Raw genomic sequence first — 26,377 nt, forward strand, 5'->3', positions numbered from 1 at the left:
AAGAAAAATGGCACGAACACAGAAACAAAAAGCAGCACAAACTCATGCAGTCAGTTTGATCACATTAACAAACCCATCTTCACCAATCGCCGAACAATATCGTACGATCCGGACGAATATCCAGTTTGCCTCCGCAGCTGGTCAGCAAATCAAAACGATTGTCGTGACTTCATCAGGTCCTGGAGAAGGAAAATCCACCACTGCAGCAAACATTGCAGTCGTTTTTGCTAAATCCGGTCAACGAGTTCTACTAGTCGATGCAGATTTACGTAAACCCGTCGTCTATAAGACATTCCAGCTGAACAATGCCAGGGGATTAAGTACAGCACTTAGTTCATCAGGAAGTGTAGCAGATGTGATTCAACGAACGCCAGTCGAGAACTTGTCGATTTTGCCTAGTGGACCTAAGCCACCCAACCCATCAGAATTGTTAAGCTCGCCAAGAATGGATCAGGTTCTAGCCGAAGCAAGACAGTTATTTGACGTGGTGATATTCGATATGCCACCAGTAGTAGCCGTAACAGATGCACAGATCATGTCTTCAAAAACGGATGGCACCTTATTGGTTGTACGTGAAAATACGTCACGTAAAGAATCATTGAATAAAGCAAAAGAACTGCTGGAGATGGTACAAGCACGAGTCTTAGGTGTTGTATACAACGGAGCAGAACATAGCAAAGATGCTGGTTATTACTACGGAAATTAAGGAATAAGAAGAGAGGAGACAAGAGAAATGATCGATCTACATTGCCATATCCTACCAGGAATCGATGACGGGGCAGAAAACTTAGAAGCAAGTATTGCAATGGCTGAAAAAGCGATTCAGCAAGGCATCACGCATATTTTATGCACACCACACCACAATAATGGAAAATACAGCAATGAAAAATCACAAGTCATTTCTCTAGTCGCTTCGTTACAAGCCGAATTAGAGAAAAGACAGTTGCCTTTGACGTTATTGGAAGGACAAGAAGTACGTATTACCGGAACGCTCATCGAAGACATCCATCGAGATGAAATTTTATTTACAGATTTAGATGATACATATCTTCTGATCGAATTTCCGACACTGGAAGTGCCGTTATATGCAGAACGGCTTTTTTTTGAGTTGTTAGAACTAGGAAAGACACCAGTGATCGTCCATCCAGAACGCAACGCGCATTTTCGAGAAGACCCAAATCATTTGCTTCCGTTCCTAGATATGGGATGTTTGGCCCAACTTACTGCGCCAAGTTATGTTGGTGTATTTGGCAAAGACATCCAGAAAACAGCCAAAACAATGGTCAAACATAATCTCGTGCAGATGGCTGCTTCTGATGCCCATGGGGTCTCTAAGCGCACCTTTTACTTAAAAGAGTGCTATGAGCAGATTGCCAAGGACTTTGGTAAGGAAAAAGTAGTACAGATGAAACAAGTCGCAAAGGATCTGATCAACGGGGATGAAATCAGTTATCCAATCTATGAAGAGGTAAAAAAGAAGAAGTTTGGTTTATTTTAGGGGGAATTAAAAAGTGTTTATATTAACAAGAAGAAGAAAAATTGCCACATTGGTTTTTGTGGACAGCTTGTTATTAATTGCTGCAAATATTGCAGCAGCTAAATTCATGAAGCCGTTTGTATCTATACCAATGGATCTTATTTTAATCTCTATCGGTTTGTCGATTGGTTTTTATTTATTTTATGGTAGTTTATTCAAAGTTTTCACTCGGATCAATCGCTATACAAATTTAAGAGAGATCATTGCAATTTTTAGTTCACTATCTGCAAGTGCTGCCTCAAGTATCCTCATACTGCTGTTCATTAATCGGCGATACAGTTTACGGTTAGTTATCTTTGCTTATCTGCTTTCGCTCTTATTGATCATCGGTAGCCGATTGATCTGGCGTATCTACATCGAAACAAAAAATATGAGATACGTATCAGCAGATTCTGCTAAAAATACATTGATTGTTGGTGCTGGCGAAGGCGGGCGTATTTTATACAACAGCTTTCTTGGATCCAAAACGGCTCAAGATATCCACGTTGTCGGGTTTGTAGATGATGATCCAAATAAAAGAAATACGTATCTTTCAGGAAAAAAAGTATTAGGTGCATTAAAAGATATTCCGGAATTGATTGAAAAATATGACATTCAAATGGTAACGATCGCTATCCCTTCCTTATCAAGAAAAAAATTACGACGAATCTTCGAGTTAGTCGAATCCGCTCGTGTGAAAGTCAACACGATGCCTTCTATAGAAGAACTTGCTTCAGGGAAAATTAGCGTATCAAAATTAAAAACAATTGACGTAGTGGATTTACTGGGAAGAGATGAGGTAAAGCTGGATATTGAATCCATCAAAGATCAGATCACAGACAAAGTCATTCTTGTCACCGGCGCAGGAGGATCGATCGGTTCAGAAATCTGTCGGCAAATCATTCAATTCAATCCTGCAAAGCTATTGCTTTTAGGACATGGGGAGAACTCGATCTACTTGATTGACCGTGAGTTACGCACGCATCATCAAAATTGTCCTACAGAAATCCTACCGATCATCGCAGATATCCAAGATCGCGAGAAAATCAATGAGATCATGGAACAATATCATCCAGATATCGTCTACCATGCAGCTGCTCATAAACATGTACCACTGATGGAATATAATCCAAAAGAAGCAGTCAAAAACAATATTTTCGGTACAAAAAATGTAGCAGAAGCAGCTAAAGCAGCAAAAGTGAAAAACTTCGTCATGGTATCGACAGATAAAGCTAACAATCCTCCAAATGTCATGGGTTCAACAAAACGAATCGCTGAAATGATTGTGACTGGATTGAATGAAGAAGGCTGTACGAAATTCTCAGCTGTCAGATTTGGGAATGTCCTTGGTTCTCGCGGTAGTGTGATTCCAGTATTCAGAGAACAAATTGCTCAAGGTGGTCCAATCACTGTAACAGACTTTCGTATGACTCGATACTTTATGACGATTCCTGAAGCTAGTCGTTTAGTTATTCAATCTGGCGCATTAGCAAAAGGTGGCGAAATTTTTATTCTAGATATGAGTGAACCAGTGAAGATTGTAGACCTAGCGAAAAACATGATCCGATTGAGCGGGTATAGCGAAGACGAAATCGAAATCATTGAAACAGGTATCCGTCCAGGGGAAAAACTATATGAAGAACTATTGTTGGATAAGGAAAGAAATGATGAAGCAGTTTATGAGAAAATCTTTGTAGGAAACATCAAAGGCTACTCAATACAAAAAGTGATGGATTTTGTTAAGAGCCTGCCGCAAGACGATGAACAATTGGCTAAAGACATTGTCACTTTTGCAAATGCTTCGAATAAATAGGGGGAGTAAAGTGTATAAAGACGGTTTAAAAAGAGGAATAGATCTTTTATTATCTTTAGCTGGTATCATCGTATTGTCACCGATTCTTTTGATTTTAAGTTTAGCTATCAAAATCGATTCAAAAGGTCCAGTCATCTTTAAACAAAAACGGGTAGGAAAAAACAAGACCCATTTTTATATCTATAAATTTCGGACAATGAAAGTAGATACACCGAAAGAAACACCAACTCATTTGTTATCAAATCCTGACTTTTTTATTACACGAGTAGGAAAATTTCTTAGAAAAACAAGTCTGGATGAACTACCGCAATTATTTAATATATTAAAAGGGGACATGGCAGTCATCGGACCACGTCCAGCGCTATGGAACCAATATGATTTGATTGAAGAACGAGACAAGTACCACGCAAATGATATCCGTCCAGGGCTAACAGGCCTAGCACAAATCAGTGGACGTGATGAATTAGAAATCGAATATAAAGCACGTTTAGATGGACAATACACATCAAATATCACGCCATTGATGGATCTAAAATGCTTTTTTGGAACCATAATTTCCGTCTTCAAAAGCGACGGTGTTGTCGAAGGCGGAACTGGTTCGGTGAAAAAGGAGGATGCAAAATGAAAAAGATCCTGATTACTGGTGCAAACAGCTATATCGGTACTTCCTTCAAAAAATGGATGACACCATTCCAAGATGAATATCAAATCGACACTTTAAGTGTACGAGGAGATGCGTGGAGAGAACATGACTTTTCGGGCTATGATACGGTCTTTCATGTAGCAGGTATCGCGCACGCAGATGTATCGAAAGTAAGCGAAGAAACAAAGCAGCTCTATTATGCGGTCAACCGAGACCTTGCGATTGAGACCGCAAAAAAATATAAACAAGATCTATCAGGAAAAAAGGGCCAATTCATTTATATGAGCTCCATCATTATTTATGGAGAAGAAACAAATATCAACAAAAAACGTATAATCACACCAGATACCAAACCAAACCCTTCTAATTTCTATGGTGACAGCAAACTGCAAGCGGAGATTGGCTTACAACCATTAGATGATATTACTTTCCATGTTGCTATTTTACGTCCGCCAATGATCTATGGACCGGGGAGTAAGGGAAACTATCAACAATTGGTGAAGTTGGCAAATAAATTACCTATTTTTCCTGATGTAAAAAATGAACGATCAATGCTCCATATTGATAAGTTGTCTGAGTTTGTCAAAGAACGCATTGATGCTCAAGACAGTGGTGTATTTTTCCCACAAAATGATCAATATGTTCGCACAAGTCATATGGTGAGAGACATTGCTCAAGAAAATGGAAAAAAAATTTACCTTTTCTCTTATATGAATTGGGTAATACGCTTACTCGGATATGTACCAGGAAAGATCGGACGATTGACGAATAAGGCGTTTGGGAATTTGGTGTATGAGAAAAGCAAGTCAAGGTAGGAGAAAATAAAGATGAAGAGAGCATTAATTGTTGCTTCAGTTGCATCAATGATAGATCAATTTAACATGAGTAATATTGATATTTTAATATCCTTAGGGTACAAAGTTAGTGTAGCGACTAATTTTATTGAACCAGGAAATATTAGTCACAAAGAGTCAAATAAACTAAAAAGAGTGTTGAATAACAAGGATGTTGAATTACTACAGGTTGATTTTTCTCGAAGTTTATCGAACCTTGGTGCAATAATAAAATCATATAAACAACTAAAAAGAATATCAAAAAAGAAATATGATATTGTGCACTGTCATTCTCCAATTGGAGGCGTTTTGACAAGAATAATTTTTAGAAAATTAAAAACTAAGGTTTTATACACTGCACATGGTTTTCATTTTTATAAGGACGGCCCAAAAATTAATTGGTTAATTTTTTACCCAATTGAAAAATTTTTATCCAGATACACAGATATATTACTCACAATCAATAATGATGATACGAATATAGCAAAAAAATTTCACTCAAGAGAAGTTATACAAATTCCAGGTGTTGGAATAGATTATAAAAAGATTAGAGAAATTTCTACTAGTGCAAGAAATGATCGTTTAATTCAAAAATTAAATATTAAGAATGATGTTCCAATATTTATTTCTGTTGGAGAATTGAATGATAATAAAAACCATATAACTGCAATTAAAGGCTTGTCAAAAATGGAATTTGATTTTTACTACTTGATTATTGGAAAAGGAAGAAATACAGAAGATCTTAAAAAAAAAGTAATTCAATACGAATTAACAGATAATGTAATATTTTTGGGGTACCAGAATAATGTATTTCAATATTATGCTCTCGCTGATGCTAGTATTTTTATTTCTAAAAGAGAAGGTTTGGGTCTAGCTGGACTTGAAGCTATGGCAGCTGGATTACCCTTGATTTCTACATATGTGGGGGGGATTAAAGACTATACTGAAGATGGAGAAACTGGTTTTGTTTTTAAGGATAGTAAAAACGTGAATCAGTTTGTAGAAGCTTTAGAAAAATGGATAAATCTCTCTAATAGTGAGAAGAAAGCAATGAGTGATAACTGTAGAGCTGTTGCCTTAAATTATGATATAGAGAAAGTTAATAACATAATGAAGAAAACATATTCTATTTAGTTTTTGTTATTATGCAGATAAAATAATTTTATTTAACTCAAAGGAGATTTTTATATATGAGAGTAATTGCATTTTATTTACCACAGTTTCATGAAATTCCTGAGAACAACGAATGGTGGGGAGAAGGATTTACAGAATGGACAAATGTAAAAACAGCAAGACCGTTATATTCAGGACATTATCAGCCACGAGAACCAATCAATGATAATTATTATGATTTATTAAATGATGATGTAAAAGAATGGCAAGTGAGCATAGCAAAAAAAAATGGTATCTATGGATTTTGTTTTTATCATTATTGGTTTGATGGAAAAATGTTATTAGAAAAGCCTGTAGAACAATTTTTAAAAAATAAAAACTTGGATATCAACTTTTGTCTTAGTTGGGCTAACGAACCTTGGACTAAAGCTTGGGTATCAAAAAATGATTCTATATTGATAGAACAAAATTACGGAAATGAAGAGAACTGGGAAAAACATTTTGACTATCTTCTTCCATTTTTTAAAGATTCCAGATATATTTGCAATGATGGGAAACCTTTATTTGTAATTTATCGTCCTGAACAAATTGGCTGTTTAAATGAAATGCTTGATTATTGGCAAATTTTGGCTAAAAAGAATGGACTAGCAGGAATCGATTTTGCATATCAACATATTGATTTTGATTTGTTAAAAGATAAGGATGATTCTAGATTTGCTTACAATATTGAGTACGAGCCTTTGTATGCAATGAATGATATGACTAACCCTATAAAAAAATTTCTAATTTCATCATTGAAATTTATTGATAATTTCACTCAAAAAATAGTTTCTAAAAAAGCATCTGAACTATATCTAAAAAAAGTTAGAACTTTGTCTTATGATGATGTTTGGGCTGCATCATTAATTGATGAAAATAAAGATAAGAAGAAAATTGCTGGTGCATTTGTTGATTGGGATAATACACCGAGAAGAGGAACAAAAGGATTAGTAATTAAAGATGCAACACCGGATAAATTTTATAAATATTTTGACCTGAAAATAAAACAAGTGAAAAAAAGCTATTCAACGGATATGATATTTATATTTGCATGGAACGAATGGGCAGAAGGTGGATATTTAGAACCAGATAAAAAGTTTAATGATAATTATCTAAAGAGCGTAAAAGAAGCTTTGGCAAACAATGATGAATTGAGGTGAATATTTTGAAGAGTAACACAGTAACAATATTATTATCTACGTATAATGGGGAAAAATATCTTGTAGAACAAATTGAAAGCCTAATTGCTCAAAAAGATGTAGAAGTAAATATATTAGTAAGAGATGACGGCTCAACAGATGCAACAAAAAAAATATTAAGCAAATATGAAAAATTTGGTTTAATCAAATGGTATACAGGGAAAAAATTAGGTCCAGCTTATAGTTTTATTGATTTGATTCACAAAGCACCGATTTCTGATTATTATGCTTTTTGTGATCAAGATGATATTTGGTTAGAAAATAAATTATCTAAATCAATATCTGCGATCAAGAGTAAAAAGGTTCCGTGTGCATATTTTTCCTCCAAAACTTTAGTAAATTGTGATTTAAAAAGAATGCCTTATTCAGATAATCAATTTGAAGAAAGTGATATTTCTTTGAGTACTATCCTTTTTCGAAGTATAGCATCTGGTTGTACTATTACTTTTAATCACGAGCTCAAAGATATTTTAGACATTTATAAACCTAATTATATACAAATGCATGACTCGTGGGTTATATTACTAGCAAAAATTTTTGGAGAGGTAATCTACGATAAGGAAAGTAACATATTGTATAGAATTCATGAAAAAAATGCTGTAGGAGTTCCATCGACAAAAAATCTTTTAATAAAGCGTATCCGAGCATTTAGAAAAGATGTAAGTTCTCATTCTAGATCACGTACTGCTTCTGAAATTTTAACAGGTTATGGTAATCTAATTTTTGATGATGAAAAGCTTGAGTTGATCAAAAATATTGCTGATAGTCGAAAGAAAATTAAGCCAAGATTTGTTCTAATTAACTCAAGATATAAATTTGCTCCAACTACCATAAGTAATCTAGTAATTAGAGTAAAAATAATTCTAGGATGGGTATAAAGGATATGAGATTGACTAAATTTTTTGAGAATTTGCTAGTAGTTATTTTTTTATTTTTTTTGATATACTACCCACCAATTATGTCTATGAATATCTTGTATGGTTTAGGATTTTTTTCTAATATTTATTTACTGTTGAATATGTTTTTAACTAAGAAAAAAGTGGAAATCAATGTAAATTATCTAAAATTGTATACTATTTTCTTTCTATTTTTTATATATTTAGCCTTGATAGCATATAGCAATTTCTATTCTCCGATGGAGGCTAGTAAGTCTGTCTTGTTTTGGCTTTTTTCAATATTTCCTAGTTTAATAATGTTAAATTATTATTTCAAAAAAAATAAATTTAGCCTAATGAATTTTACCAATATAATGCTTTGTGTAGGGATTGTTCAATCCGGTTTCGCGATCTTAGCTTTTTTTAATACTGAATTTCAGACATGGTTTATTGAACGAATGATAAATTATGGATATTCAGATACAAGATTTTCACAATTAGCGTCTTTTAGATGGTATGGTTTATCATCTAAATTAGGCTATACAATGCCAGCTGTTCAAGCATTTTTATGTATAATTACAATATATTTATCTATCTATTATTCGAAAAAATATTTATTTCTAACACCATTTTTATTTTTTTCAGCTGTAATAAATGCTAGAATTTCATTTATTATTATAGTATTGGGAATCTTTATTATATTTTCTACTTTAATAAAAAATAATAAAAGAAAAGTTTTTAAGAATTTGCTCGTATCAATATTAAGTAGTTTTTTGTTTATAATATTAGCACTAGGTTTATTAAAAAAATTTAATAGTGATACATACCAATGGTTCACTAGTGGGATATTAAATATTTTTGGTGGTAGTGATAATGCTATTTATGGAATAGGAGATTATTTTGTTAATAAAAATAATTACAAAGTTCCAACTGAATTAGTACAATTCTTTTTTGGAACAGGAAATTATGCTAATGGAGACAATGTTTTAAATTTTCGTACAGATGTGGGGTATATCAATGATATTTGGCTAGGAGGAGTTTTTTATTTATTGGCAATAGTGCTATTTTTTATAACTAAAACATTCAAAATGAAAAAAAATATTAAAAATAATTATTTAAATTTTATCTCGAATTTTTTTATTTTATCCTTTCTTATCCTGAACATTAAAGGATATGTTTTTTCAATTAATGAATTTACAACCTTCTTTTTTTCTTTTTATTTTTTTACATTAATAAATGAGGTGTACACAGATGAAAATAGCGTATATTTGTAATATGAATTTGGATGCTGATGGAGCTTTTGGGATTAAAACGAAAGTTTTTTCACAAGTAAAAACTTTGATAAATAATAATATAAAAACCGATTTGTATTATGCTACTTATAATGAAGTAAAACTGGTTTCTGACAATTCTGAAACTATACTTAAAGAAAAAACAAAAAAATATCAAACTAATCAAAAATTTTTTTTTAGTAGCATTAGTAGTTATTTAAACAATGATGATTATAAGGCTGTTTATATTAGACTAGATTATTTTTCTATTGATTTAATGAAACTTTTAAAGGATCTAAAGAAAAACCAGTTAAAAATTATTATTGAAATACCAACATATCCTTATAAATTTGAATTTATTGAAAAAGCTAAAATTCTTTTTAAGGAAAAAAAACTTGTGCTTTTTGCAAAGTTCTTAATGGTAATTTTACAAGATAGCATAATCAAAAACTTTAGTGTGAACTATATTGATAGAATAGTGACATATTCTAATGATAAATTGATTTGGAATACGAAAACTATAAATATTAGTAATGCAATTGATACGAGTGTTATCTCTAAAAAAAGAGTGGATTGTAAGTCTAATTTTAGTAATATTAACCTAATAGCAGTCTCAACTCTTAATCATTGGCATGGTTATGATAGGCTGATAAAAGGTTTAGAAGATTATAATAAAAAAAAGAATGATACTGTCGTAAAACTGTTTATAGCTGGTGATGGAAGTGAGAAATCTAAATACGAAAGCTTAGTCAAAAAATTAAAACTTACAGATTATGTTATTTTTTTAGGTATGTTAGATAAAAATGAATTATCTAAATATTATGATCTAGCTGATGTAGCTGTAGATTCTTTAGGAAGACATCGTGTTGGAGTTAAATATAACAGTAGTTTAAAAGGAAAAGAATATCTGGCCAAGGGGTTACCTGTAATTTCTGGGGTAAAGACTGATTTAGATTATATAGAAGATATAGATATTTATCTTAGATTTCCTTCTGATGAAAGTCATATTGACATTACCAAAATAGTTGATTTTTATATAAAACTTACTGATAAATATTCTAGTAAAAAAAATTTAACAGATAGAATTAGAACAATTGCAGTAGAACGATTTGATTTTGATACCGCATTTGAGCCAGTCTCGCAATATTTTAAGAATATAATGATGGAATAACTGATAAAAGTGGGAGTTTTAGTAGTTTTTTAGGAAAAGATATTTATTTTTTAATCCAAAAGTACAATGAGTGTATTTCTAAGACTGCTTAATAATCTACTACTCTCCATTTAGTTTTTAGGTGAATTGGGAATTCTAAACTGGTTATCCTGGTTCAGCTAAACTATGGTATTTTTGCATGTTTTTTAAGCATTGAAGAAGATTGGTAACTACAGTGCTCATTCTATCTGATTGTACTTCTACGAAAAGGTCGACAAAATTTATAAAAAATAAACTACGTATTATGGAAAACTAGAATTATCGATATTGATTAAATTTATTTTTAAAGAAAAAAGTGTCTGTTGAATGTGGTGTGATAATAGGGAAGCTTAAAGTAGTTATACCTAATCAATCCATGTGCGATATTAGTATATTTACGTTTAGTGGTGACTATATTGTTTTTTTCAGAAAGTAATTCGGTGGAGAATTAAAAAAGTATTTTAAGTGTCTTCATCCAAATTAATTATTCTTTAACAGAATAATTGGTGTTTTTTCCGTGCATATTAAAACATGCAGTTGCACAAGCAAGATTGATTCATGCAATTATGGCATGATAGAGATAGAATATGATTGCATTGTAAAAGCATCTTTATTTATGGGCTAGTGAATATGAAGGTTATAAACATAGTTTTCAGTTTGAGGATATAGATGGAATTTTTATACTTACATTCCAAAAGAGCTGATTCTAATTCTTAACTATTATGTAATCAATAGTAATTCTGATATTATAACATGTTTATTAACAAGGGATAATAGTGTCGAAGCAACAATATTTCGATATTGTTAATAACAGTACATGACATTTATCAATTATTTAAAATATATATAGATATTTTTACTATGATATAAGTGTGAACAGAGTAAAGAAATGAAATATTAAATTAAACTCTAAGAAACGAAAAATGTTATCTTATAATAAAAAATGGAAATAAAGATGTTTTTTATAAAAACTGATCGTGTGTCGAATGAAGAAAAAACTGTAAAGGAGATAATTTGATAGAACTGTTGAATGAATACAGATATGTTAGGATTTTAGCGATAATTTATATGATATCTTTTATGTTTATAGTATATAAAGAGCAATTTGAATGAGCAAGGTGGAGTAGCACATTAGTAAAAAACGTGATTTTTGTTATTGAAATGATAGAATACATAGTATTTATCAATTATTGAATGTTATGTGTGCTTTTGTGTTAATTTTCCAAAGATATTAAAAGATTAAATAGTAGGTTTCTGTTTATCCAGTACATCTGATTAATTTCTGCTAGAAAAAGCAAAACATCTATGATACTTAATAATGGATACGAACAAAATAAAAAACAGAGGAATTGTTATACCTAGTTTGGCAAGAAGTTTCGTAAAGATACTATCAACAGACTTAAAAGTTATATATTAAATAAAAAAGGGGAAAGCTATGAAAATTTCAATTTTTGGTCTCGGCTACGTTGGCTTAGCTAACGCTTTATTACTTGGCCAACACGAAAATGTTAAAGCATATGATATCGTTGAGGAAAAGATTGATATGCTAAGAAACAGACAATCACCTTTAGAGGATAAAGAAGTTCACGAGTTTCTCGAACGGGATGATTTAAATGTGGAATTTACTAAAGATTTCGAGGAAGCTGTAGTTTTTGGTGATTACTTGATTATCGCTACACCGACAGATTACGACGAAAAGAAAAATTACTTTAATACTTCTACAGTTGAAGATGTTATTGAAAAAGCCCTGATCATTCGACCAGATGCAACTTTTATTATTAAGTCAACTGTTCCTGTGGGATATACATTAGAATTAAAAGCAAAATTTAAAACAGAGAATATTATTTTTTCTCCAGAGTTTTTAAGAGAAGGAAAGGCATTGTATGATAACTTGTATCCTTCTCGAATTGTTGTAGGAGAGTGTTCTGATAGAGGGCAAGAAATAGCGGATATGTTTGAACGGAATGCTTTAGATAAAGATGTGCCAGTTCTTTTGACACATCCTACTGAAGCTGAAGCAATCAAATTGTTTTCAAACACTTATCTTGCTTTACGCGTAGCATATTTTAATGAGTTAGATACTTATGCCGAGTCTCGAGGATTGAACACAAAACAAATCATTGAGGGTGTAGGGTTAGATCCTCGAATTGGCTCTCACTACAATAATCCCTCATTTGGTTACGGAGGATATTGTTTACCTAAAGATACAAAGCAGCTAAGAGCAAACTATGAAAATGTTCCAAGCAATATCATCAGTGCAATTGTAGACGCAAATACGACAAGAAAAGATTTTATTGCAGACCAAATTTTAGCGAAAAAACCTAAAACTGTAGGAATCTATCGTTTAACAATGAAGGCAAATTCTGACAACTTTCGGTATTCATCTATCCAAGGTGTAATGAAACGTATCAAAGCAAAAGGGATCGAAGTCGTAGTTTATGAACCAACACTAGATAAAGAAGCATTCTATCATTCACGGGTGATCAAAGATTTTGACGAATTCAAGAATATGTCAGATGTGATTGTATCAAATCGTATGGAGCCAGCTTTAGCTGAAGTAAAAGAAAAAGTTTATACGAGAGATATATTTGGGAAGGATTAAAATGATAACTATGTATGCTAAAAAGCTATTAAAAAATACACCAGTATTTGATGTGTATATATTATGGACAAAATATAAAGTACGAAAGAGTCCTATAAAGGAGACTAAAAAGAATTATCATAAATTTTACGGAAAAAGTTTAAATTTAAAAAATCCACAACTTTTATCTGAAAAAATTCAATATTTAAAGTTATTTGATTATCCAAAAAATTCCTTAGTGATAAAAGCAGCAGATAAATATACAATTAGAGATTATTTAGAAAGTAAATCTTTTGAAAAATACGAAATGCCGTTTATTGAGATCTATAATAATCCTAAAGAAATGAATTTCGAAAAACTTCCTCAAAAATTTGTATTGAAAAAGACAAATGCTTCCGGGTTGAACTTGATTGTAAAAGATAAAAGTAAAACCTCAAATAAAAAACTAAAGAAACTTATGAAAAAATGGCTAGTAAGTGATTATGGAGATTTATCGGCAGAGTATCATTATTCTAAAGGGAAAAATGCTATTATTTGTGAGCCATTTATTGAAGAACTGGGTAATGAGTACCGTATGTTTATGGTAGGAGGAAAATTAGCATTCGTGCAAGTAATAATATGGTATTGGAATGAAAAAAAAGATAAAGCTAAAGAAGATGATATGATTGAAGGTCATAGAAAGCATAGCCGTGTTCATTTAGACAGGCAATGGAAAGTGATATGGAAAGATGAAGATGTCGTTAAAACAGAAATCCCTAAACCACATTTTTTTAATGAAATGGAAAGAGTAAGTTCTATTATTTCGAAAGATTTTCCTGTAGTACGTATAGATTTCAATGAAGTAAATGATGACATTAAAATTACCGAATTAACTTTTACTCCTGCTAGTGGTTTTTTGGAAATATTACGTCAGAGACCAGAACTTGATAAAAAATTGGGAACTTGGATTGACTTGGAGATGTTTAATGAAAAAAACAATCAATAATTTTATGTATCAGAGTATTTTTCAATTAGTAAAAATAATATTGCCTTTAATTACTATACCTATCGTATCTAATGCATTAGGACCTGATGGAATCGGAACGTATAATTATACAAATTCAATTGCGCAATATTTTGTTTTAATAGCTGGACTTGGTGTTGGAGTGTATGGAAATAGAGAAATAGCAATTGTGCGTGAGAACAAAGAAAAATTATCTCAAAGATTTTGGGAATTATTCTGTATGAGTTTTATTATTTCACTTTTTTCATTGGTTGCATATCTTCTAATAGTATCTTTCTCAGAAGATAGAATTTATTTTTATTTACAAAGTTTAATTGTTGTAGCTGCTGTTTTTGATATTTCATGGTTTTTTATGGGAATAGAAGATTTTAAAAAAATTAGTTTAAGTAGTTTATTTTCGCAAATTATTACCTTTCTCGGTATAGTAATATTTGTGAAAGAAGCAAACGATTTATGGATATATATATTGTTACAGAGTATGAGTATACTTATCGCACAAGTGATAACATGGATATTTATCTTTGATAAAATAAATATAAAGAAGATAGCTTTACAAGATATATTTAAACATTTATATCCTTCTTTGCAATATTTTATTCCTAAAATAGCAATTATTTTATACACTAATATGAATAAAACGTTATTAGGGTGGCTAGATTCAAAAAATTCAGTTGGCTATTATGCGAATACTTTAATAATCAATGGAGTATTAGTCACTTTAGTTACAACTTTAGATTTAGTTCTTCTGCCCAAATTTAGTAATTTGGTTTCTAAAGGAAAAAATGAAGACATCGTTAAGGCTATGAAAAAAACAATCAATATTCAACTTTTTTTTACTATTCCTATGATGTTTGGACTATGGGAAATTACTCCAAAATTTGTTCCATGGTTTTTTGGAGAAAAATTTTTATTACTCTTGAATACGATACCGTTTGTTGCACCACTAATAGTTATTATACCTTTGGGAATGGCAGTTGGAAGACAATATTTAGTTCCTATGAATAGAATTAGAGTATACAATATAGCTGTTATTTTAGGAGCAGTTGTTAGCATAATTAGTAATTTATTATTAATACCAGTAATTGGGATATATGGAGCGATTATTTCTACTATACTTGCTGAATTATTCGTAACAACTACCCGTTTTACATCTTTTGTCAGAGAAACAAGTTTTAGGCTAAAATTAAAAAATATTGTTGTATATTTTTTATCTGGAATATTAATGATTTTAGCAATAAGATATATATCTAGAAATATGAGTCCTTCTCCTTTTACTACTCTAGTACAAGTAATCATAGGCTCTTTGATATATATGTTCTTAACTACTATTTTAAAAGTGAATCCACTTATCGCTTTTATAAAAAAAAAAAATAATTCTTAGTATTTTTCATCTGTGTACCTAATATTTTCATAAAAAATTCAGTCAAAAAAGACCACCTCTTCATTAAGAATGAGGTGGTCTTTTACCATTTACTTCCGCTTCTGCTGCTTTCCTGCGTTGCGGCCTTTGTTATTTGTACTATTTTTTGGTTGTTTGATTTGTTTTGTTGCTTGTTTGTTGTCAGCTGGCTTTGCTGATTCTGTCACGTCTTTTCTTGGAGTGACGACTTGTTTTGGCGGGTTTTGTTTCAACTCTTCTGCCACTTGTGCTTTCAAACGTGGTTTCATCATAACGTTTGTGATGAATGTTTGCAGACAGCTGAACACACCACCGACTACCCAGTAAAGTGTAACACCGGCTGGCGCACTGATCGACATGAAGACGATCATAGCAGGAGAGACGATCAGCATCGTACGCATCGTCTTTTTCTGTTCTTCAGGAATACCGATTGTTGAAATATATCCTTGAAGCAGATAAGCGACCCCTGCGATGGCCACAAGCACCATACTTGGTGAGCCTAGATCGATGCCGTAAAAAGATGATTCACGGATACCTTCTGTGTAGCGAGCCGTAAAATACAAGGCAGAGAAGATCGGCATTTGGATCAATAGAGGCAGACAGCCGATTCCGCCGGTCATACTCAATCCATTTTCGCGATATACTTGCTGCATTTCTGCTTGTGCTGCCATTTGTTCTTCACGTGTTGTTGCAGCTTTTAGCTTTTGCTGTGCTGCTTCAACTTGTGGTTTTAACGCTTGCATTTTTTCAGATTGGATCATTGTTTTTTTCGATTGACTGATACCTAGTGGCAAGATGATGATACGAACGATCACAGTCATTGCAATAACTGCCCAGCCGTAAGACCAATTGAAATTCTCAACTAGATATGTAATCGCTTGGCCCATAGGATGGACGAGTACTCGATAAACGATTCCTGAAGTGTCAGGGTTTCCGTTTGAATCCATCCGCACACAGCCAGATAAAAAGAGCAGGATACTGACAAGTCCGGATCCCAATAACCAGTTTTTCCATTTATTCATAGAATACTTCCTCTTCTATAATTTTTACACAAACTTAACTATACTAAAAAAGCGCATGGAATTCAATCAACTTCATAGAAATTTCATATAAATATTCGTTCTTTTTCGTAGCGAAAAATTTTGAAAAAAGACAAAAAATCAAGAAAGAAATACTTGAAAAGAAAAGAGTGATTCCAAGTGTTTCTTTCTTATTTAAAAAACTAAAAACTTTTTTGTTCTGTCTGGAAAATATGGGTTAAGCAAATTTATTGCAAGTTATAGATCAGCTTTTTTACTACCTGTCTTTAATACTTGAGGCAAAGTGCCTCAAAAACAACCTTATCGACGGTGTTCAAAAGTCAGTTTCTTGGTATTAAGTCAAATTTATGCAAAAATGTGGAAAGCCATTTTCACAAAATTTTCCTTAATACTCAAAACTAAGCGACTTTTTCACAACCTTATTGACGGTGTTTTATCAGCTGCCTCTCGGTATTAAGTCATTACATTTCAAAATATGAGAAGCTATTTGGAAAATGTTTCTCCTTAATACTCGAGGCAAAGCGCTTCAAAAACAACCTTATCGACGGTGTTCAAAAGTCAGTTTCTCGGTATTAAGTCAAATTTATGCAAAAATGTGGAAAGCCATTTTCACAAAATTTTCCTTAATACTCAAAACTAAGCGACTTTTTCACAACCTTATCCCACCACATCAAATTTCTTTCGTTCCTCAATCATCGGATCTTCTTGGACATCCACATACTGCACTCGTCCACTTGGGCTCGGAGACTTCTTGACTTCTTCGATAAATTTTTGGATGATGTCGTCATTTCCGATTGCTTCGATTGTGACTGAGCCGTCGTCTTCGTTTTTTACCGTTCCGGTCACGCCTAACTGATCAGCAACCATCTTGGTCATATAGCGAAATCCCACGCCCTGGACACGTCCTTGGACATTCATTTTAACTTTGCGCATGTTCGTCACCTTTCTTTCCTGTTTTATAAATCAATGATACCGATTTTTTTAGGATGAAACAAGCTCAAGCACCTATTCCATGATATAATCAGGTGAGGTGAAGGAATGTGAAAGAGATCCAATCAGCAAAAAATCCAAGAATCAAAGAATTAAAAAAACTACATAAAAAGAAATACAGAGAAGAAAAGGCAGAATATCTTTTGGAAGGGTTCCATCTGATCGAAGAAGCTGCGTCGTCTGATGCAGAAATAAAAGAACTTTTTGTGACACAGAGAGGTATGAAAGAATGGGGAGACTGGCTGGCTGTAAACAAAGAGATTTCTACTTTTCTAGTTTCAGATGAGGTCATGACCGCTATGTCAGATCTACCTACACCGCAAGGGATCTTAGCAGTGATGACGTTAACATCTGAAGATACGCCAGATTTTTCAGGAGGCTGGCTTTTACTAGATAATGTACAGGATCCTGGAAATGTGGGAACGATGATCCGTACGGCAGATGCGTTTGGTATGGCTGGTGTTTTATTAGGTAAAGGAACGGCAGATATTTATAGTACAAAGGTGCTGCGAAGCATGCAGGGAAGCAATTATCATTTGCCTGTGTTACAAAAAGATTTGGCAGATGTAATCCCTGTAATGAAAGGCAAAGGGTTTACGGTGTACGGTACAGAATTAAATGAAGAAGCACATGCATTAGACAAAGTAGAAAAAACAGAGGATTTCGCTATAATTATGGGAAACGAAGGTCAGGGAGTAAGTCAGGAAATCTTGTCTTTGACTGATCAGAACGTATATATCCCAATGAAAGGAAATGCGGAATCATTGAATGTCGGAGTCGCAGCAGGGATCGTTCTTTATCATTTTTCTTTATGATTAAGGAACTATTAAGCTTTAGCTATTTTATCTAGAGCGACTAGAATAATCCGAACACTGGTGGTATACTTAGATCAATTTCAGAAGAAAATGAAATTCAAAAAGGTGGCAGATCGATAATTATGACAGAAAAATGGCGTGAAGACGAAGAATATATGTCTTATGTACAAGATCTTTTAGAAACAGAAGCAGTGAAAAAATTAGCGAATTACACACAGCATGTTCATTCCACTCGTTTGGAGCATTCCATCAGTGTTTCTTACTATAGTTATCTGCTCGCAAAAAAATGGGGTGGCAATGCTAAAGCAACAGCGCGTGCTGGACTTTTGCATGATCTGTTCTACTATGATTGGCGTACGACGAAATTTGACGAGGGGACACATGCGTATATCCATCCAAGAATTGCTGTAAAGAATGCAGAAAAAATCACCGATTTGTCGGATCTTGAGCGAGATATCATTTTGAAGCACATGTGGGGTGCAACGATCGCACCGCCTAAGTACAAAGAAGGATATATCGTGACATTCGTGGACAAATACTGCGCAGTCAAAGAAGCGGCTCAGCCCATGTCTGCAAGTATGCGTAAGAGATGGCAACGTTACTTTGGCAAAGAATCCTCGATTTAACAGGTAAAACCAATAATAGACCATATTGAGGTTGTGACAGAAGTGGTCAGCTTCAAGAAATAAGAAGGAATTTACGAAAATTACTTCTCAAATTTTTGTGAAGTTTCGGCTTATTACCGCAGATGCAAGCTTTTGAACACCATTCATTCGAAACAAGGGACTTTGACACGACTTTTGTCACAGTCCTTTTTTCTGTTTGCAGTTGACTATCTGTTCAAGATACGGTTTACTTTTATTTATCGAATGAATCATGTACATAGAATAATAAGCATTAAAGGGGGTGATGATAAGATGCAAAACGTATCTTATTTAAAAGAGTCCGGGATCTTCAGGTAACACATACTTTGCAGAAGATCACTTTTTTCTACAAAGTATGCACTTTGGTTAGAAGAAAGGACTTTAAAATCATGGAACAAACAATAAAACCATACCAATATTTTTTTATAAAAAGAGAAGTAGAACAGTTATTAAATGCGTACTCATCTGTCAATGATCCAAAAACGGTACAAACAGTTCAGGCACTAGCAGCTGAAAAGATTCGAGACATATTAGATCACGAACTGCCAGAAATCGATACATTTTTAACGACAGTTTTAGACGTAAAACTGACAAAAGCGCAAGCAGAAAGAGCATTGGAGGAGCTGAAGCAAATCGTTCAGCCGTTTATGCAGCCTAGCAAACCACAAATCGAGAAATTATTCCGAAAAGTGAAAAAACTCAAACAACCAGCTTGGAATGAAATCGACTTGCAAGAACATACGTACATCGGCTGGAATGATCCAGGTACGCAGAAAAAATTCATGGTCTATTACGAAGATGAAAAATTAAAAGGGATTAGCGGTACTTTATCACCAACGATAAATAAGGGAATCTGTGCAATCTGTCAGAAAACATCGAATGTTTCGCTTTTTCTTTCTACAACGAAAGCAGGTTCTGATGGCACGTATACGAAAAAGGGGAATTATATTTGTCATGATAGTGACCAATGTAATCAACAGTTAACGAAATTGGCTCCTTTCTATGAATTTGCTGAACGTGTAAAGAAAGAACGATAATTTTATTGTTTTTTACAGAAAAATATGCTATCTTTTAATGGAAGTGAATAGGTGATGGTGTTCGCCTTTAAATGCTAACGAAAGATAGCTAATGACGCCTACTAAAGTCTGGGGACAGCCCCTTTCTTTAGTAGGCGTTTTTTTATTGAGGAGGAATTTTTTATGGAAAAACAATTACCGAGTCCAGTGCGCATTTTAGTGTACATGCTGAAGTGGCTGGTGATCACAGCGATTCTCGGTATATTCATGGGGAGCTTGTCTGCTTTTTTCTTAAATAGCCTGACAGTTGTGACAGATATCCGACTATCACATCCTTGGCTCCTTTATCTACTACCAGTTAGTGGTGCGCTTTTTGCTTATCTCTATGCGTATCACGGCGGTCTTTCTAGTCGTGGAAACAACTTAGTGATCGATCAAGGAAATGGTGGAGAAGAAAAAATCCCGTTGCGGCTTATTCCACTTACACTGTTTGGAACCATAACTACCCATTTATTTGGGGGATCTGTTGGCCGTGAAGGAACAGCAGTCCAAATGGGGGGAGCGTTAGCAGATAATACAGCACGTTTGTTCCGATTGGATAAAGCAGAACGGGAAATCTTGATTATCAGTGGAATCAGTGCGGGTTTTAGTTCTGTATTTGGCACACCTTTAGCTGGAACATTATTTGGATTAGAAGTGTTGGCAATCGGGAAAGTCCGAACAGAAGCAATCTTCCCTAGCTTCTTTGCTGCACTGTTTGCAAATTTCATGACGGAAAGCTATGGTGTTTCTCATCTACATTACCAAATGGGTGTGATTCCTGAATGGAGTATGTTGCTGTTCTTCAAAGTTTTTGTTGCTGGGATTGCTTTTGGTTTGATTGGCTGGGTATTCAGCCGTTCGATCGTCTTTTTAAAAGCACGGTATGCGCAATGGATTCCTCATCCTGTTTGGCGAAATACGATAGGTGGAGCTGTAGTTGTGGCAGCAGCATTGATTTTGCAAACACAACGTTATCTCGGATTGAGTCTTCCGTTACTTCAAGAATCATTTAATGGACAGGCACATGTCTATGATTTTATTGGGAAGTTATTCTTCACAGTTTTGTCTTTAGGCGCGGGATATCAAGGGGGAGAAGTGACACCATTGTTTGAAATTGGTGCAACGCTTGGTGCAGCACTAGCGCCTTTGCTCCATGTTTCTGTTCCTTTTCTTGCAGGATTGGGCTTTATCGGAGTATTTTCTGGTGCGACAAATACACCGATTGCCTGCTTTGTGATGGGGATCGAATTGTTCGGTTCACAAGCGGCAGTATACTTCTTTATGATCTGCTTGATCAGCTTTATGTGTTCAGGCAACAGCGGTATTTATTCTGCTCAGCAAGTAGCGGTCAAAAAAGGGATACTCTTTTTGCCAATAGTTAAGAGAATGAAAGAAAAAAACAAGGTGTGACATATATTTTGTCACACCTTGTTTTTTTAGAAAAGTAAAGTAATCAGCGATAAGAATGCGGAGCCTGCGAAAAGCAATCCGCAAATGATCATATGCCTTTTTTTGTTCATCATCAAGATGGCGATGTATTCTCTTAAAAACGCATTAGGCAAGTAGTAGAAAGCTGTTTTTGCACCAATACCATTTGCTTTCAATTTGGCTTGCCGCGCATAAAGACCGGCTCTAAAAATGTGGTAATTGTTGGAACTGAAGATCGCGCGGTATGGCCCTTTCATTTGCTGATCCATGATTTCCTTTGAATAGAGCATGTTCTCCAAAGTGGTTGTCGAATTGGTTTCGACAAGAATGTCTCTTTCAGGAATTCCTTGTTCCATGGCATATTGTTTCATCGCAATGGCCTCTGGTACTTTTTCGTCTGCTCCTTGCCCGCCAGACATCAATAAGATGGGCGGATTTAATGTAGCACGGCTTTGAGCCCGATAAAAAGCAATTGCCTTATTGATTCGCTTGGCTAGAAGAGGAGAAACTGTTTCTCCATTGATCAACCCAGCGCCTAACACAACGATGAAGTCTTGATTGTATCGAGGCCGGTTGAACTGATACAAGAATGAGACAGTCAAAAAGTTGTAGAATACGATAAATAGATAGATCAAGATCAGGGGAACGCAGAAAAACAAAGCATTTATCCATTGCGGCAAATATTTTAACAAGAAAAAGTCAAAAACAAGAAACAGTGTAAGAAAAATGGCTAGTATCAACGTTAAAAGATTAGCTAATGAATGCGATTCTCTACGTAAAACTGTGACCCCGTTCCAAAAAAGAAAAACAATCAATCCATAAATACCAAATAAAAGGACAAGTAGCAATGGAATCGTGATCAAGGCGATCAGTCCGCCAAGGAAAATATTTTGCGTTTCATACAGCAAGACAAACAAGTAGATGCCGAAACTGATGAGGAAAACATTGAATAAAAGACCATTCAGCAGCCTTCGTTTTTCTGTGAAATAAGAAAAAGCAAAGATACTAAAGAACAACAATGGAATCAAAAAATAAAAGGTCGAATAAAAAATTTCCAACACGACAAAATAAGTTAAGATTACCGTAAATGTCCACGTACTGCCGTAAAAGAACAAGGAAGGATCCTTCTTCTGTTTTCGCCAATAAACGATAGAGAATACCCCAATAAGATAGAGAACTAAAAAGATCAGATCTCTGGTTAGATTCATAAATTCAACTCCTTTTTCTTATACAGTATAACGAAAATAGATGAAAAAAGCTGTTATTTAAACTAGAAAAAGCAAAAAAACATCTTTCCGATGGAAAGATGCTTTTCTTATTGTTCAATTAAAACAAGTTGCCGAAAAATTCTGCGACGCGTCGCCAGCCAATCACGAACATATTCGCTTTTTCCACTGTTTTATCCGTAATGATCTCTGTTGATGGCGCATTGTTGTCTTCTAAATAGCCTAATTTATCGTCTGCCAAGGTGATCGTAGCGGTACCGATTTTTGTACCTTTATCCATAGGTGCTTGGATCTCGTTGTCAGTGACTTGCTTCTTGTCAAGTGTTGGCGTGATCGTTAATTTGCCAGTATCCATATCGTTTCGTACCCATACTTTTACAGGGCTTTTAAGCACAACAGGAACTGTTGATTCTTTTCCGTCTTTTACATCAATCGTTTTTAGGCTAGGAATACTTGCGTTAGCTTTTCCGAGCTCTTTTTCTGACCAATTGTCATAGCAGTAGTCCATCAAACGGTCTGTTTCATTGAAGCGGGCACTCGGGTTTTCCGCATGGCCGTCCGCATTCAATACGACAGTGATGATCCGTTGATCGTTTTTAGTGATCGTACCAACGAAACAAGCACCTGCAAGCTCAGTCGTACCAGTTTTTAATCCGTCCACGCCTTCCTTGTAATTAACGAATCCTGGGAGCATCCAGTTCCAGTTGACCATTTCCACTGGTGATTGCGTGTTTTCGCCAAACATTTGGGTCGTAGTACTTGATACATCCAGTATTTCTGGGAAATCCAAGATCAAATGGCGGGCAACGATGGCCACATCTTGAGCAGACATTTGATTTTCGTCGTTTTCTCCAGTGCCTTCTGGTCGGTTTTCGCCAAGATAAGAGTTATTCAGTCCTGATGCATTAACGATCGTTGCATCTTTGATTCCCCAATCTTTCAATTGTTCTTTCATTCGTTCAGTGAATTTAGCTTCGCTGCCAGAGATTTTTTCTGCCAAGGCCACCATTGAAGCATTGGCTGACTGGATGATTGCAGAGTCGAATAATTCTTTGACAGTGTAGGTGTTTTCTTTATGCAAAGGAACATTCGATAAATCTGGGGTGATACTCAAATTTTCTGCATAATCTGAAATCGAAACTTTATCATCCCATGACAGTTTTCCTTCTTTTACTTGATCAAGAACGATGTAAAGACCGATGATTTTTGTGATTGAAGCGATCCCCATGGTTTTTTCTCCATCTTGATCATAAAGAATCTTACCGCTTTGCGCATCTACAGCAAAAGCTGCTTTTGCATTTACTTTGAACGTATCTTCAGCTTGCACAGCAACAGCTGGTAGAAAAGAAGCAAGGCAAAGAATGAGACTAGCCAATAATAGGACTAGACGTGTTTTTTTTATGGACATATCCGATCTCCTTGTAATTAATTTGTTTCGCTACAAATTAAAATTTTATCAGAGAGGGGAGAGAGTTTCAATGTTTCTGAAAAAACTTTAGGATAAGAACGCACGTTATGGAAGGTTAGCGGTCGTTTTTACGTACTTTTACAGGAATAGGCTGTGTTTCCGCATCTAATAAGCGGGAAGCGCTGAAAGCAAATAAACTGATAATACTTAATAAACTGAAAATCATAATCAAATGCATAAGATCCACCTCTTTTATTCTTTTTCTTAGTTTATCAGCATTTCATGAAGAATAGTTGAAGACTGGGGCTAAATAATTGAGGAAATTATGAAGATAACTTAAAAAAATAGCTAAATTTAAAACCGTAGAAACCGTTTTATTTTTTTAGATACGTTTTATTGTATGGAAAAATAGTGTTGTGGTAGACTTTAGATAGAAACAAAGGAATGATTTTTTTAGGAGGGGTACGTTTATGGCAAAAAAGGATAAAGAATTATTGTCACAATTGACTTCAGAAGGCGCTAAAGGACCATTCGTCACGATCATGCTGAATACGCATGTCGCCCATCAAGATGTGGAAAAAGATCAGATCAAATTCAAAAATTTTGCGAAAGAAGCAAAGAAACGTTTTGAGAAAAAATATTCCGAACATGACTGGTCCCCGTTCCAAGAAAAAATTGAAAATTTGTTAGGAGATCCTTCGTTTTGGCGTAGTGCAACTACGAGTGTAGCGGTCATTATAACTGCTGACCAAACCTATATCCATCGTTTGAGTATCCCGGTAGACGATCAATACTATGTAAGTGATCTTCCTTATTTACTGGCTATTATCAAAAATGGGCAGTTCAACTATTCTTATTATTTATTGGGATTGAACCGCGACTCCATGAAATTGTATGAAGTCAGCAACAAACAAGTAAAAGAAGTATCTCTACCAGAAGGGGCACCGGTTGATGTCGTTACTGCATTGGGATCTGAACTGACAGGTGGCGGTTTGAACTTCTCTTCTAATGGAGGAGGCGGAGCCCGAGATGGAGTAACTTTCCATGGCGTAAATCCAAAAGATGAAGAAGTAGAGATCGATTGGGTCAACTATTACCAAGCTGTTGATACGTACTTGAAGGATTCTTTCGAAAATCCAGAACAATGGCCGATTTATTTATTCGCTCTACCAGAAAATCAGACGATGTTCAAAAAAATTGCTAAAAATCCCTATTATTGTGCAGACGTTGCGATTTCTGCTTCTCCTGCGCAGCTATCCTTTAGAGATATCGAAGAAGGGGCGAAGAAGCTGTCAAGTGAACTCGCAGCTCAAGAATCAAAAGAATACAATAAACTCTTAGATAAGAAATTCATCGATCAGTTAGTTGATATCGTTCCAGCTGCGAAAGAAGGAAAAGTGTCACATTTATTTATCGCTACGTCAAACTTAGCTGATGGTTTCGGTGAAGATCCTGAAACAGAATATGATCGGCGTCAGGTGTTGAATGCATTAGCAGATGATGTGATCATTAATGGCGGGAAAGTGTTTATTTTGGATCAAAAAGATGCGCCAGATGAAAAGAGTCTGACAGCGATTCTTCGTTATTAAAAGAGGTTGTGAAAAAGCTGTTCTGCATCAAGTAATAAGAACAGCAAGCAAAAATAGCTCTTCATATTTTTTGTTTGGTGGGCTTATTACCGCAGATGCAAGCTTTTGAACACCGTTTAAGGAAGAGGTTGTGACAGAAGTGGTCAGCTTCAAGAAATAAGAAGAGATTGACAAAAATTATTTCTCAAATTTTTGTGAAATTTCGGCTTATTTCCGAAGAAGCTACTTCTGGAACACCGTTTAAAAAAGAGGTTGTGACGTGGTCACGACCTCTTTTTGACGATTATGATACAAAAAACATCATTTATGAACAAAATGTGAATAACGGGCGTTCTTGAGATATGATTTTAATTGGGAAAAACTTATCGATAAGGAGGTCTTTATGAAAAAAAGACTGTTATGGTGTTTGCTGTTTCTATCCCTAAGTTTAACAAGTCAGCCAGTTTTTGCTGAAGAAACACAGCGGTCTCCTATTACAGGCACACGTCTGTACAAAAATGTTTATGTACAGACAACAGATCTTGATTCTGCGATTCCTGAAACAGAAGAACGGTCTTTGCAGCCAAGATTTGGTTACTTTTGGTACTGTCCGACCTGTGATTATGAAAGTTGCTGGCATTTCTTACATTCTACAGCTGCAGCTTTTGCTTTTACTCATACTCAGAAATATGATGGACATCATCCTGTTATTTATGAGGTATAGAT

Annotated in this window: 24 protein-coding genes and 1 riboswitch; of the genes, 19 read left to right on the forward strand and 5 right to left on the reverse strand. The window is 34.4% G+C overall.

What is annotated here, in order from left to right; translation table 11 throughout:
* Positions 1-7: 7 nt before the first annotated feature.
* The 13 genes from OS138_RS01320 (at position 8) to OS138_RS01380 (ending at position 15,456) form a co-directional block, all read left to right on the forward strand.
* Positions 8-706, forward strand: a complete 699-nt coding sequence (locus tag OS138_RS01320) for a CpsD/CapB family tyrosine-protein kinase (protein WP_002331546.1) — start codon at positions 8-10, stop codon at positions 704-706.
* 27 nt (positions 707-733) lie between these two features.
* Positions 734-1,498, forward strand: a complete 765-nt coding sequence (locus OS138_RS01325; protein WP_002343194.1) for a tyrosine-protein phosphatase — start codon at positions 734-736, stop codon at positions 1,496-1,498.
* Between the two features lie 13 nt (positions 1,499-1,511).
* Positions 1,512-3,329 carry a polysaccharide biosynthesis protein gene (locus tag OS138_RS01330; protein ID WP_010721596.1) on the forward strand — a complete coding sequence of 606 codons (1,818 nt, stop codon included), beginning with the start codon at positions 1,512-1,514 and terminating at the stop codon, positions 3,327-3,329.
* 10 nt (positions 3,330-3,339) lie between these two features.
* On the forward strand, positions 3,340-3,954 hold the full coding sequence (locus OS138_RS01335) for a sugar transferase (protein ID WP_002335970.1): 615 nt from the start codon (positions 3,340-3,342) through the stop codon (positions 3,952-3,954).
* On the forward strand, positions 3,951-4,787 hold the full coding sequence (locus OS138_RS01340) for an NAD-dependent epimerase/dehydratase family protein (protein WP_002335969.1): 837 nt from the start codon (positions 3,951-3,953) through the stop codon (positions 4,785-4,787). The genes OS138_RS01335 and OS138_RS01340 overlap by 4 nt, the downstream gene beginning before the upstream one ends.
* Positions 4,788-4,799: 12 nt before the next feature.
* Positions 4,800-5,939 (forward strand): glycosyltransferase, encoded by a 1,140-nt coding sequence (locus OS138_RS01345; protein ID WP_002335968.1) that lies wholly within the window; start codon positions 4,800-4,802, stop codon positions 5,937-5,939.
* A gap of 56 nt (positions 5,940-5,995) precedes the next feature.
* Positions 5,996-7,117, forward strand: coding sequence for a glycosyltransferase WbsX family protein (locus OS138_RS01350; RefSeq protein ID WP_002335967.1), 1,122 nt, complete (start codon positions 5,996-5,998; stop codon positions 7,115-7,117).
* A 5-nt stretch (positions 7,118-7,122) separates the two neighbouring features.
* Positions 7,123-8,034 carry a glycosyltransferase family 2 protein gene (locus tag OS138_RS01355; RefSeq protein WP_002335966.1) on the forward strand — a complete coding sequence of 304 codons (912 nt, stop codon included), beginning with the start codon at positions 7,123-7,125 and terminating at the stop codon, positions 8,032-8,034.
* Positions 8,035-8,039: 5 nt separating this feature from the next.
* Positions 8,040-9,305, forward strand: coding sequence for a hypothetical protein (locus OS138_RS01360; RefSeq protein ID WP_229212125.1), 1,266 nt, complete (start codon positions 8,040-8,042; stop codon positions 9,303-9,305).
* Complete coding sequence (locus tag OS138_RS01365; protein WP_002335964.1) at positions 9,283-10,473, forward strand: glycosyltransferase; 1,191 nt, start codon at positions 9,283-9,285, stop codon at positions 10,471-10,473. Before OS138_RS01360 ends, OS138_RS01365 begins: the two co-directional genes overlap by 23 nt.
* A gap of 1,453 nt (positions 10,474-11,926) precedes the next feature.
* A complete protein-coding gene (locus OS138_RS01370; protein ID WP_002343196.1) occupies positions 11,927-13,093 on the forward strand; it encodes a nucleotide sugar dehydrogenase in 1,167 nt (388 codons plus the stop codon).
* A gap of 1 nt (position 13,094) precedes the next feature.
* Positions 13,095-14,057: an ATP-grasp fold amidoligase family protein gene (locus OS138_RS01375; protein ID WP_002343197.1), complete on the forward strand. Its 963-nt coding sequence runs from the start codon at positions 13,095-13,097 to the stop codon at positions 14,055-14,057.
* Positions 14,038-15,456, forward strand: coding sequence for an oligosaccharide flippase family protein (locus OS138_RS01380; protein ID WP_002335961.1), 1,419 nt, complete (start codon positions 14,038-14,040; stop codon positions 15,454-15,456). Before OS138_RS01375 ends, OS138_RS01380 begins: the two co-directional genes overlap by 20 nt.
* Positions 15,457-15,545: 89 nt before the next feature.
* On the opposite strand, the gene yidC is transcribed toward OS138_RS01380, so the two are convergent.
* Both yidC and OS138_RS01390 read right to left on the reverse strand, forming a co-directional pair.
* Complete coding sequence (yidC, locus tag OS138_RS01385) at positions 15,546-16,496, reverse strand: membrane protein insertase YidC (RefSeq protein ID WP_002306243.1); 951 nt, start codon at positions 16,494-16,496, stop codon at positions 15,546-15,548.
* Between the two features lie 675 nt (positions 16,497-17,171).
* Positions 17,172-17,447 carry an acylphosphatase gene (locus OS138_RS01390; protein WP_002289551.1) on the reverse strand — a complete coding sequence of 92 codons (276 nt, stop codon included), beginning with the start codon at positions 17,445-17,447 and terminating at the stop codon, positions 17,172-17,174.
* Positions 17,448-17,554: 107 nt separating this feature from the next.
* Between OS138_RS01390 and OS138_RS01395 the strand changes: the two genes are divergently transcribed.
* The 4 genes from OS138_RS01395 to OS138_RS01410 all read left to right on the forward strand — a co-directional run bounded on the left by OS138_RS01395 (position 17,555) and on the right by OS138_RS01410 (position 21,431).
* Positions 17,555-18,319, forward strand: coding sequence for a TrmH family RNA methyltransferase (locus OS138_RS01395; protein WP_002327792.1), 765 nt, complete (start codon positions 17,555-17,557; stop codon positions 18,317-18,319).
* A gap of 122 nt (positions 18,320-18,441) precedes the next feature.
* Entirely contained in the window at positions 18,442-18,945 is a 504-nt protein-coding gene (locus OS138_RS01400; protein WP_002289559.1) for an HD domain-containing protein, read from the forward strand.
* Positions 18,946-19,352: 407 nt separating this feature from the next.
* Complete coding sequence (locus OS138_RS01405; protein WP_002323864.1) at positions 19,353-20,000, forward strand: FusB/FusC family EF-G-binding protein; 648 nt, start codon at positions 19,353-19,355, stop codon at positions 19,998-20,000.
* A 41-nt stretch (positions 20,001-20,041) separates the two neighbouring features.
* Positions 20,042-20,108: riboswitch (Fluoride riboswitch) on the forward strand.
* Positions 20,109-20,162: 54 nt separating this feature from the next.
* Positions 20,163-21,431: a voltage-gated chloride channel family protein gene (locus tag OS138_RS01410; protein ID WP_002327344.1), complete on the forward strand. Its 1,269-nt coding sequence runs from the start codon at positions 20,163-20,165 to the stop codon at positions 21,429-21,431.
* Positions 21,432-21,457: 26 nt separating this feature from the next.
* On the opposite strand, the gene OS138_RS01415 is transcribed toward OS138_RS01410, so the two are convergent.
* The 3 genes from OS138_RS01415 to OS138_RS01425 all read right to left on the reverse strand — a co-directional run bounded on the left by OS138_RS01415 (position 21,458) and on the right by OS138_RS01425 (position 24,321).
* Positions 21,458-22,657, reverse strand: a complete 1,200-nt coding sequence (locus OS138_RS01415) for a YdcF family protein (RefSeq protein WP_002302199.1) — start codon at positions 22,655-22,657, stop codon at positions 21,458-21,460.
* Between the two features lie 118 nt (positions 22,658-22,775).
* A complete protein-coding gene (locus OS138_RS01420; protein WP_002302201.1) occupies positions 22,776-24,083 on the reverse strand; it encodes a serine hydrolase in 1,308 nt (435 codons plus the stop codon).
* 115 nt (positions 24,084-24,198) lie between these two features.
* Positions 24,199-24,321: a hypothetical protein gene (locus tag OS138_RS01425; RefSeq protein ID WP_002296297.1), complete on the reverse strand. Its 123-nt coding sequence runs from the start codon at positions 24,319-24,321 to the stop codon at positions 24,199-24,201.
* A 232-nt stretch (positions 24,322-24,553) separates the two neighbouring features.
* On the opposite strand from OS138_RS01425, the gene OS138_RS01430 reads away from it, so the two are divergent.
* Complete coding sequence (locus OS138_RS01430; protein WP_002294874.1) at positions 24,554-25,672, forward strand: baeRF6 domain-containing protein; 1,119 nt, start codon at positions 24,554-24,556, stop codon at positions 25,670-25,672.
* A gap of 382 nt (positions 25,673-26,054) precedes the next feature.
* The gene (locus OS138_RS01435; RefSeq protein ID WP_002323868.1) at positions 26,055-26,375 is read left to right on the forward strand and encodes a hypothetical protein; all 321 of its coding nucleotides are present in this window, start codon (positions 26,055-26,057) and stop codon (positions 26,373-26,375) included.
* Positions 26,376-26,377 lie beyond the last annotated feature (2 nt).

Origin of the sequence: Enterococcus sp. E5-37 (assembly GCF_035726925.1) — a bacterium.
GTDB lineage: Bacteria > Bacillota > Bacilli > Lactobacillales > Enterococcaceae > Enterococcus_B > Enterococcus_B faecium.

Excerpts from the sequence above, each read along its gene's own strand:
- OS138_RS01320 (WP_002331546.1), top strand. The coding sequence starts at position 8 with ATGGCACGAACACAGAAACAAAAAGCAGCACAAACTCATGCAGTCAGT.
- OS138_RS01400 (WP_002289559.1), top strand. The coding sequence starts at position 18,442 with ATGACAGAAAAATGGCGTGAAGACGAAGAATATATGTCTTATGTACAA.
- OS138_RS01375 (WP_002343197.1), top strand. The coding sequence starts at position 13,095 with ATGATAACTATGTATGCTAAAAAGCTATTAAAAAATACACCAGTATTT.
- OS138_RS01350 (WP_002335967.1), top strand. The coding sequence starts at position 5,996 with ATGAGAGTAATTGCATTTTATTTACCACAGTTTCATGAAATTCCTGAG.
- OS138_RS01425 (WP_002296297.1), bottom strand. The coding sequence starts at position 24,321 with ATGCATTTGATTATGATTTTCAGTTTATTAAGTATTATCAGTTTATTT.
- OS138_RS01370 (WP_002343196.1), top strand. The coding sequence starts at position 11,927 with ATGAAAATTTCAATTTTTGGTCTCGGCTACGTTGGCTTAGCTAACGCT.
- OS138_RS01435 (WP_002323868.1), top strand. The coding sequence starts at position 26,055 with ATGAAAAAAAGACTGTTATGGTGTTTGCTGTTTCTATCCCTAAGTTTA.
- OS138_RS01405 (WP_002323864.1), top strand. The coding sequence starts at position 19,353 with ATGGAACAAACAATAAAACCATACCAATATTTTTTTATAAAAAGAGAA.
- OS138_RS01325 (WP_002343194.1), top strand. The coding sequence starts at position 734 with ATGATCGATCTACATTGCCATATCCTACCAGGAATCGATGACGGGGCA.
- OS138_RS01415 (WP_002302199.1), bottom strand. The coding sequence starts at position 22,657 with ATGAATCTAACCAGAGATCTGATCTTTTTAGTTCTCTATCTTATTGGG.
- OS138_RS01410 (WP_002327344.1), top strand. The coding sequence starts at position 20,163 with ATGGAAAAACAATTACCGAGTCCAGTGCGCATTTTAGTGTACATGCTG.
- OS138_RS01365 (WP_002335964.1), top strand. The coding sequence starts at position 9,283 with ATGAAAATAGCGTATATTTGTAATATGAATTTGGATGCTGATGGAGCT.
- OS138_RS01340 (WP_002335969.1), top strand. The coding sequence starts at position 3,951 with ATGAAAAAGATCCTGATTACTGGTGCAAACAGCTATATCGGTACTTCC.
- yidC (WP_002306243.1), bottom strand. The coding sequence starts at position 16,496 with ATGAATAAATGGAAAAACTGGTTATTGGGATCCGGACTTGTCAGTATC.
- OS138_RS01360 (WP_229212125.1), top strand. The coding sequence starts at position 8,040 with ATGAGATTGACTAAATTTTTTGAGAATTTGCTAGTAGTTATTTTTTTA.
- OS138_RS01380 (WP_002335961.1), top strand. The coding sequence starts at position 14,038 with ATGAAAAAAACAATCAATAATTTTATGTATCAGAGTATTTTTCAATTA.
- OS138_RS01430 (WP_002294874.1), top strand. The coding sequence starts at position 24,554 with ATGGCAAAAAAGGATAAAGAATTATTGTCACAATTGACTTCAGAAGGC.
- OS138_RS01390 (WP_002289551.1), bottom strand. The coding sequence starts at position 17,447 with ATGCGCAAAGTTAAAATGAATGTCCAAGGACGTGTCCAGGGCGTGGGA.
- OS138_RS01420 (WP_002302201.1), bottom strand. The coding sequence starts at position 24,083 with ATGTCCATAAAAAAAACACGTCTAGTCCTATTATTGGCTAGTCTCATT.
- OS138_RS01345 (WP_002335968.1), top strand. The coding sequence starts at position 4,800 with ATGAAGAGAGCATTAATTGTTGCTTCAGTTGCATCAATGATAGATCAA.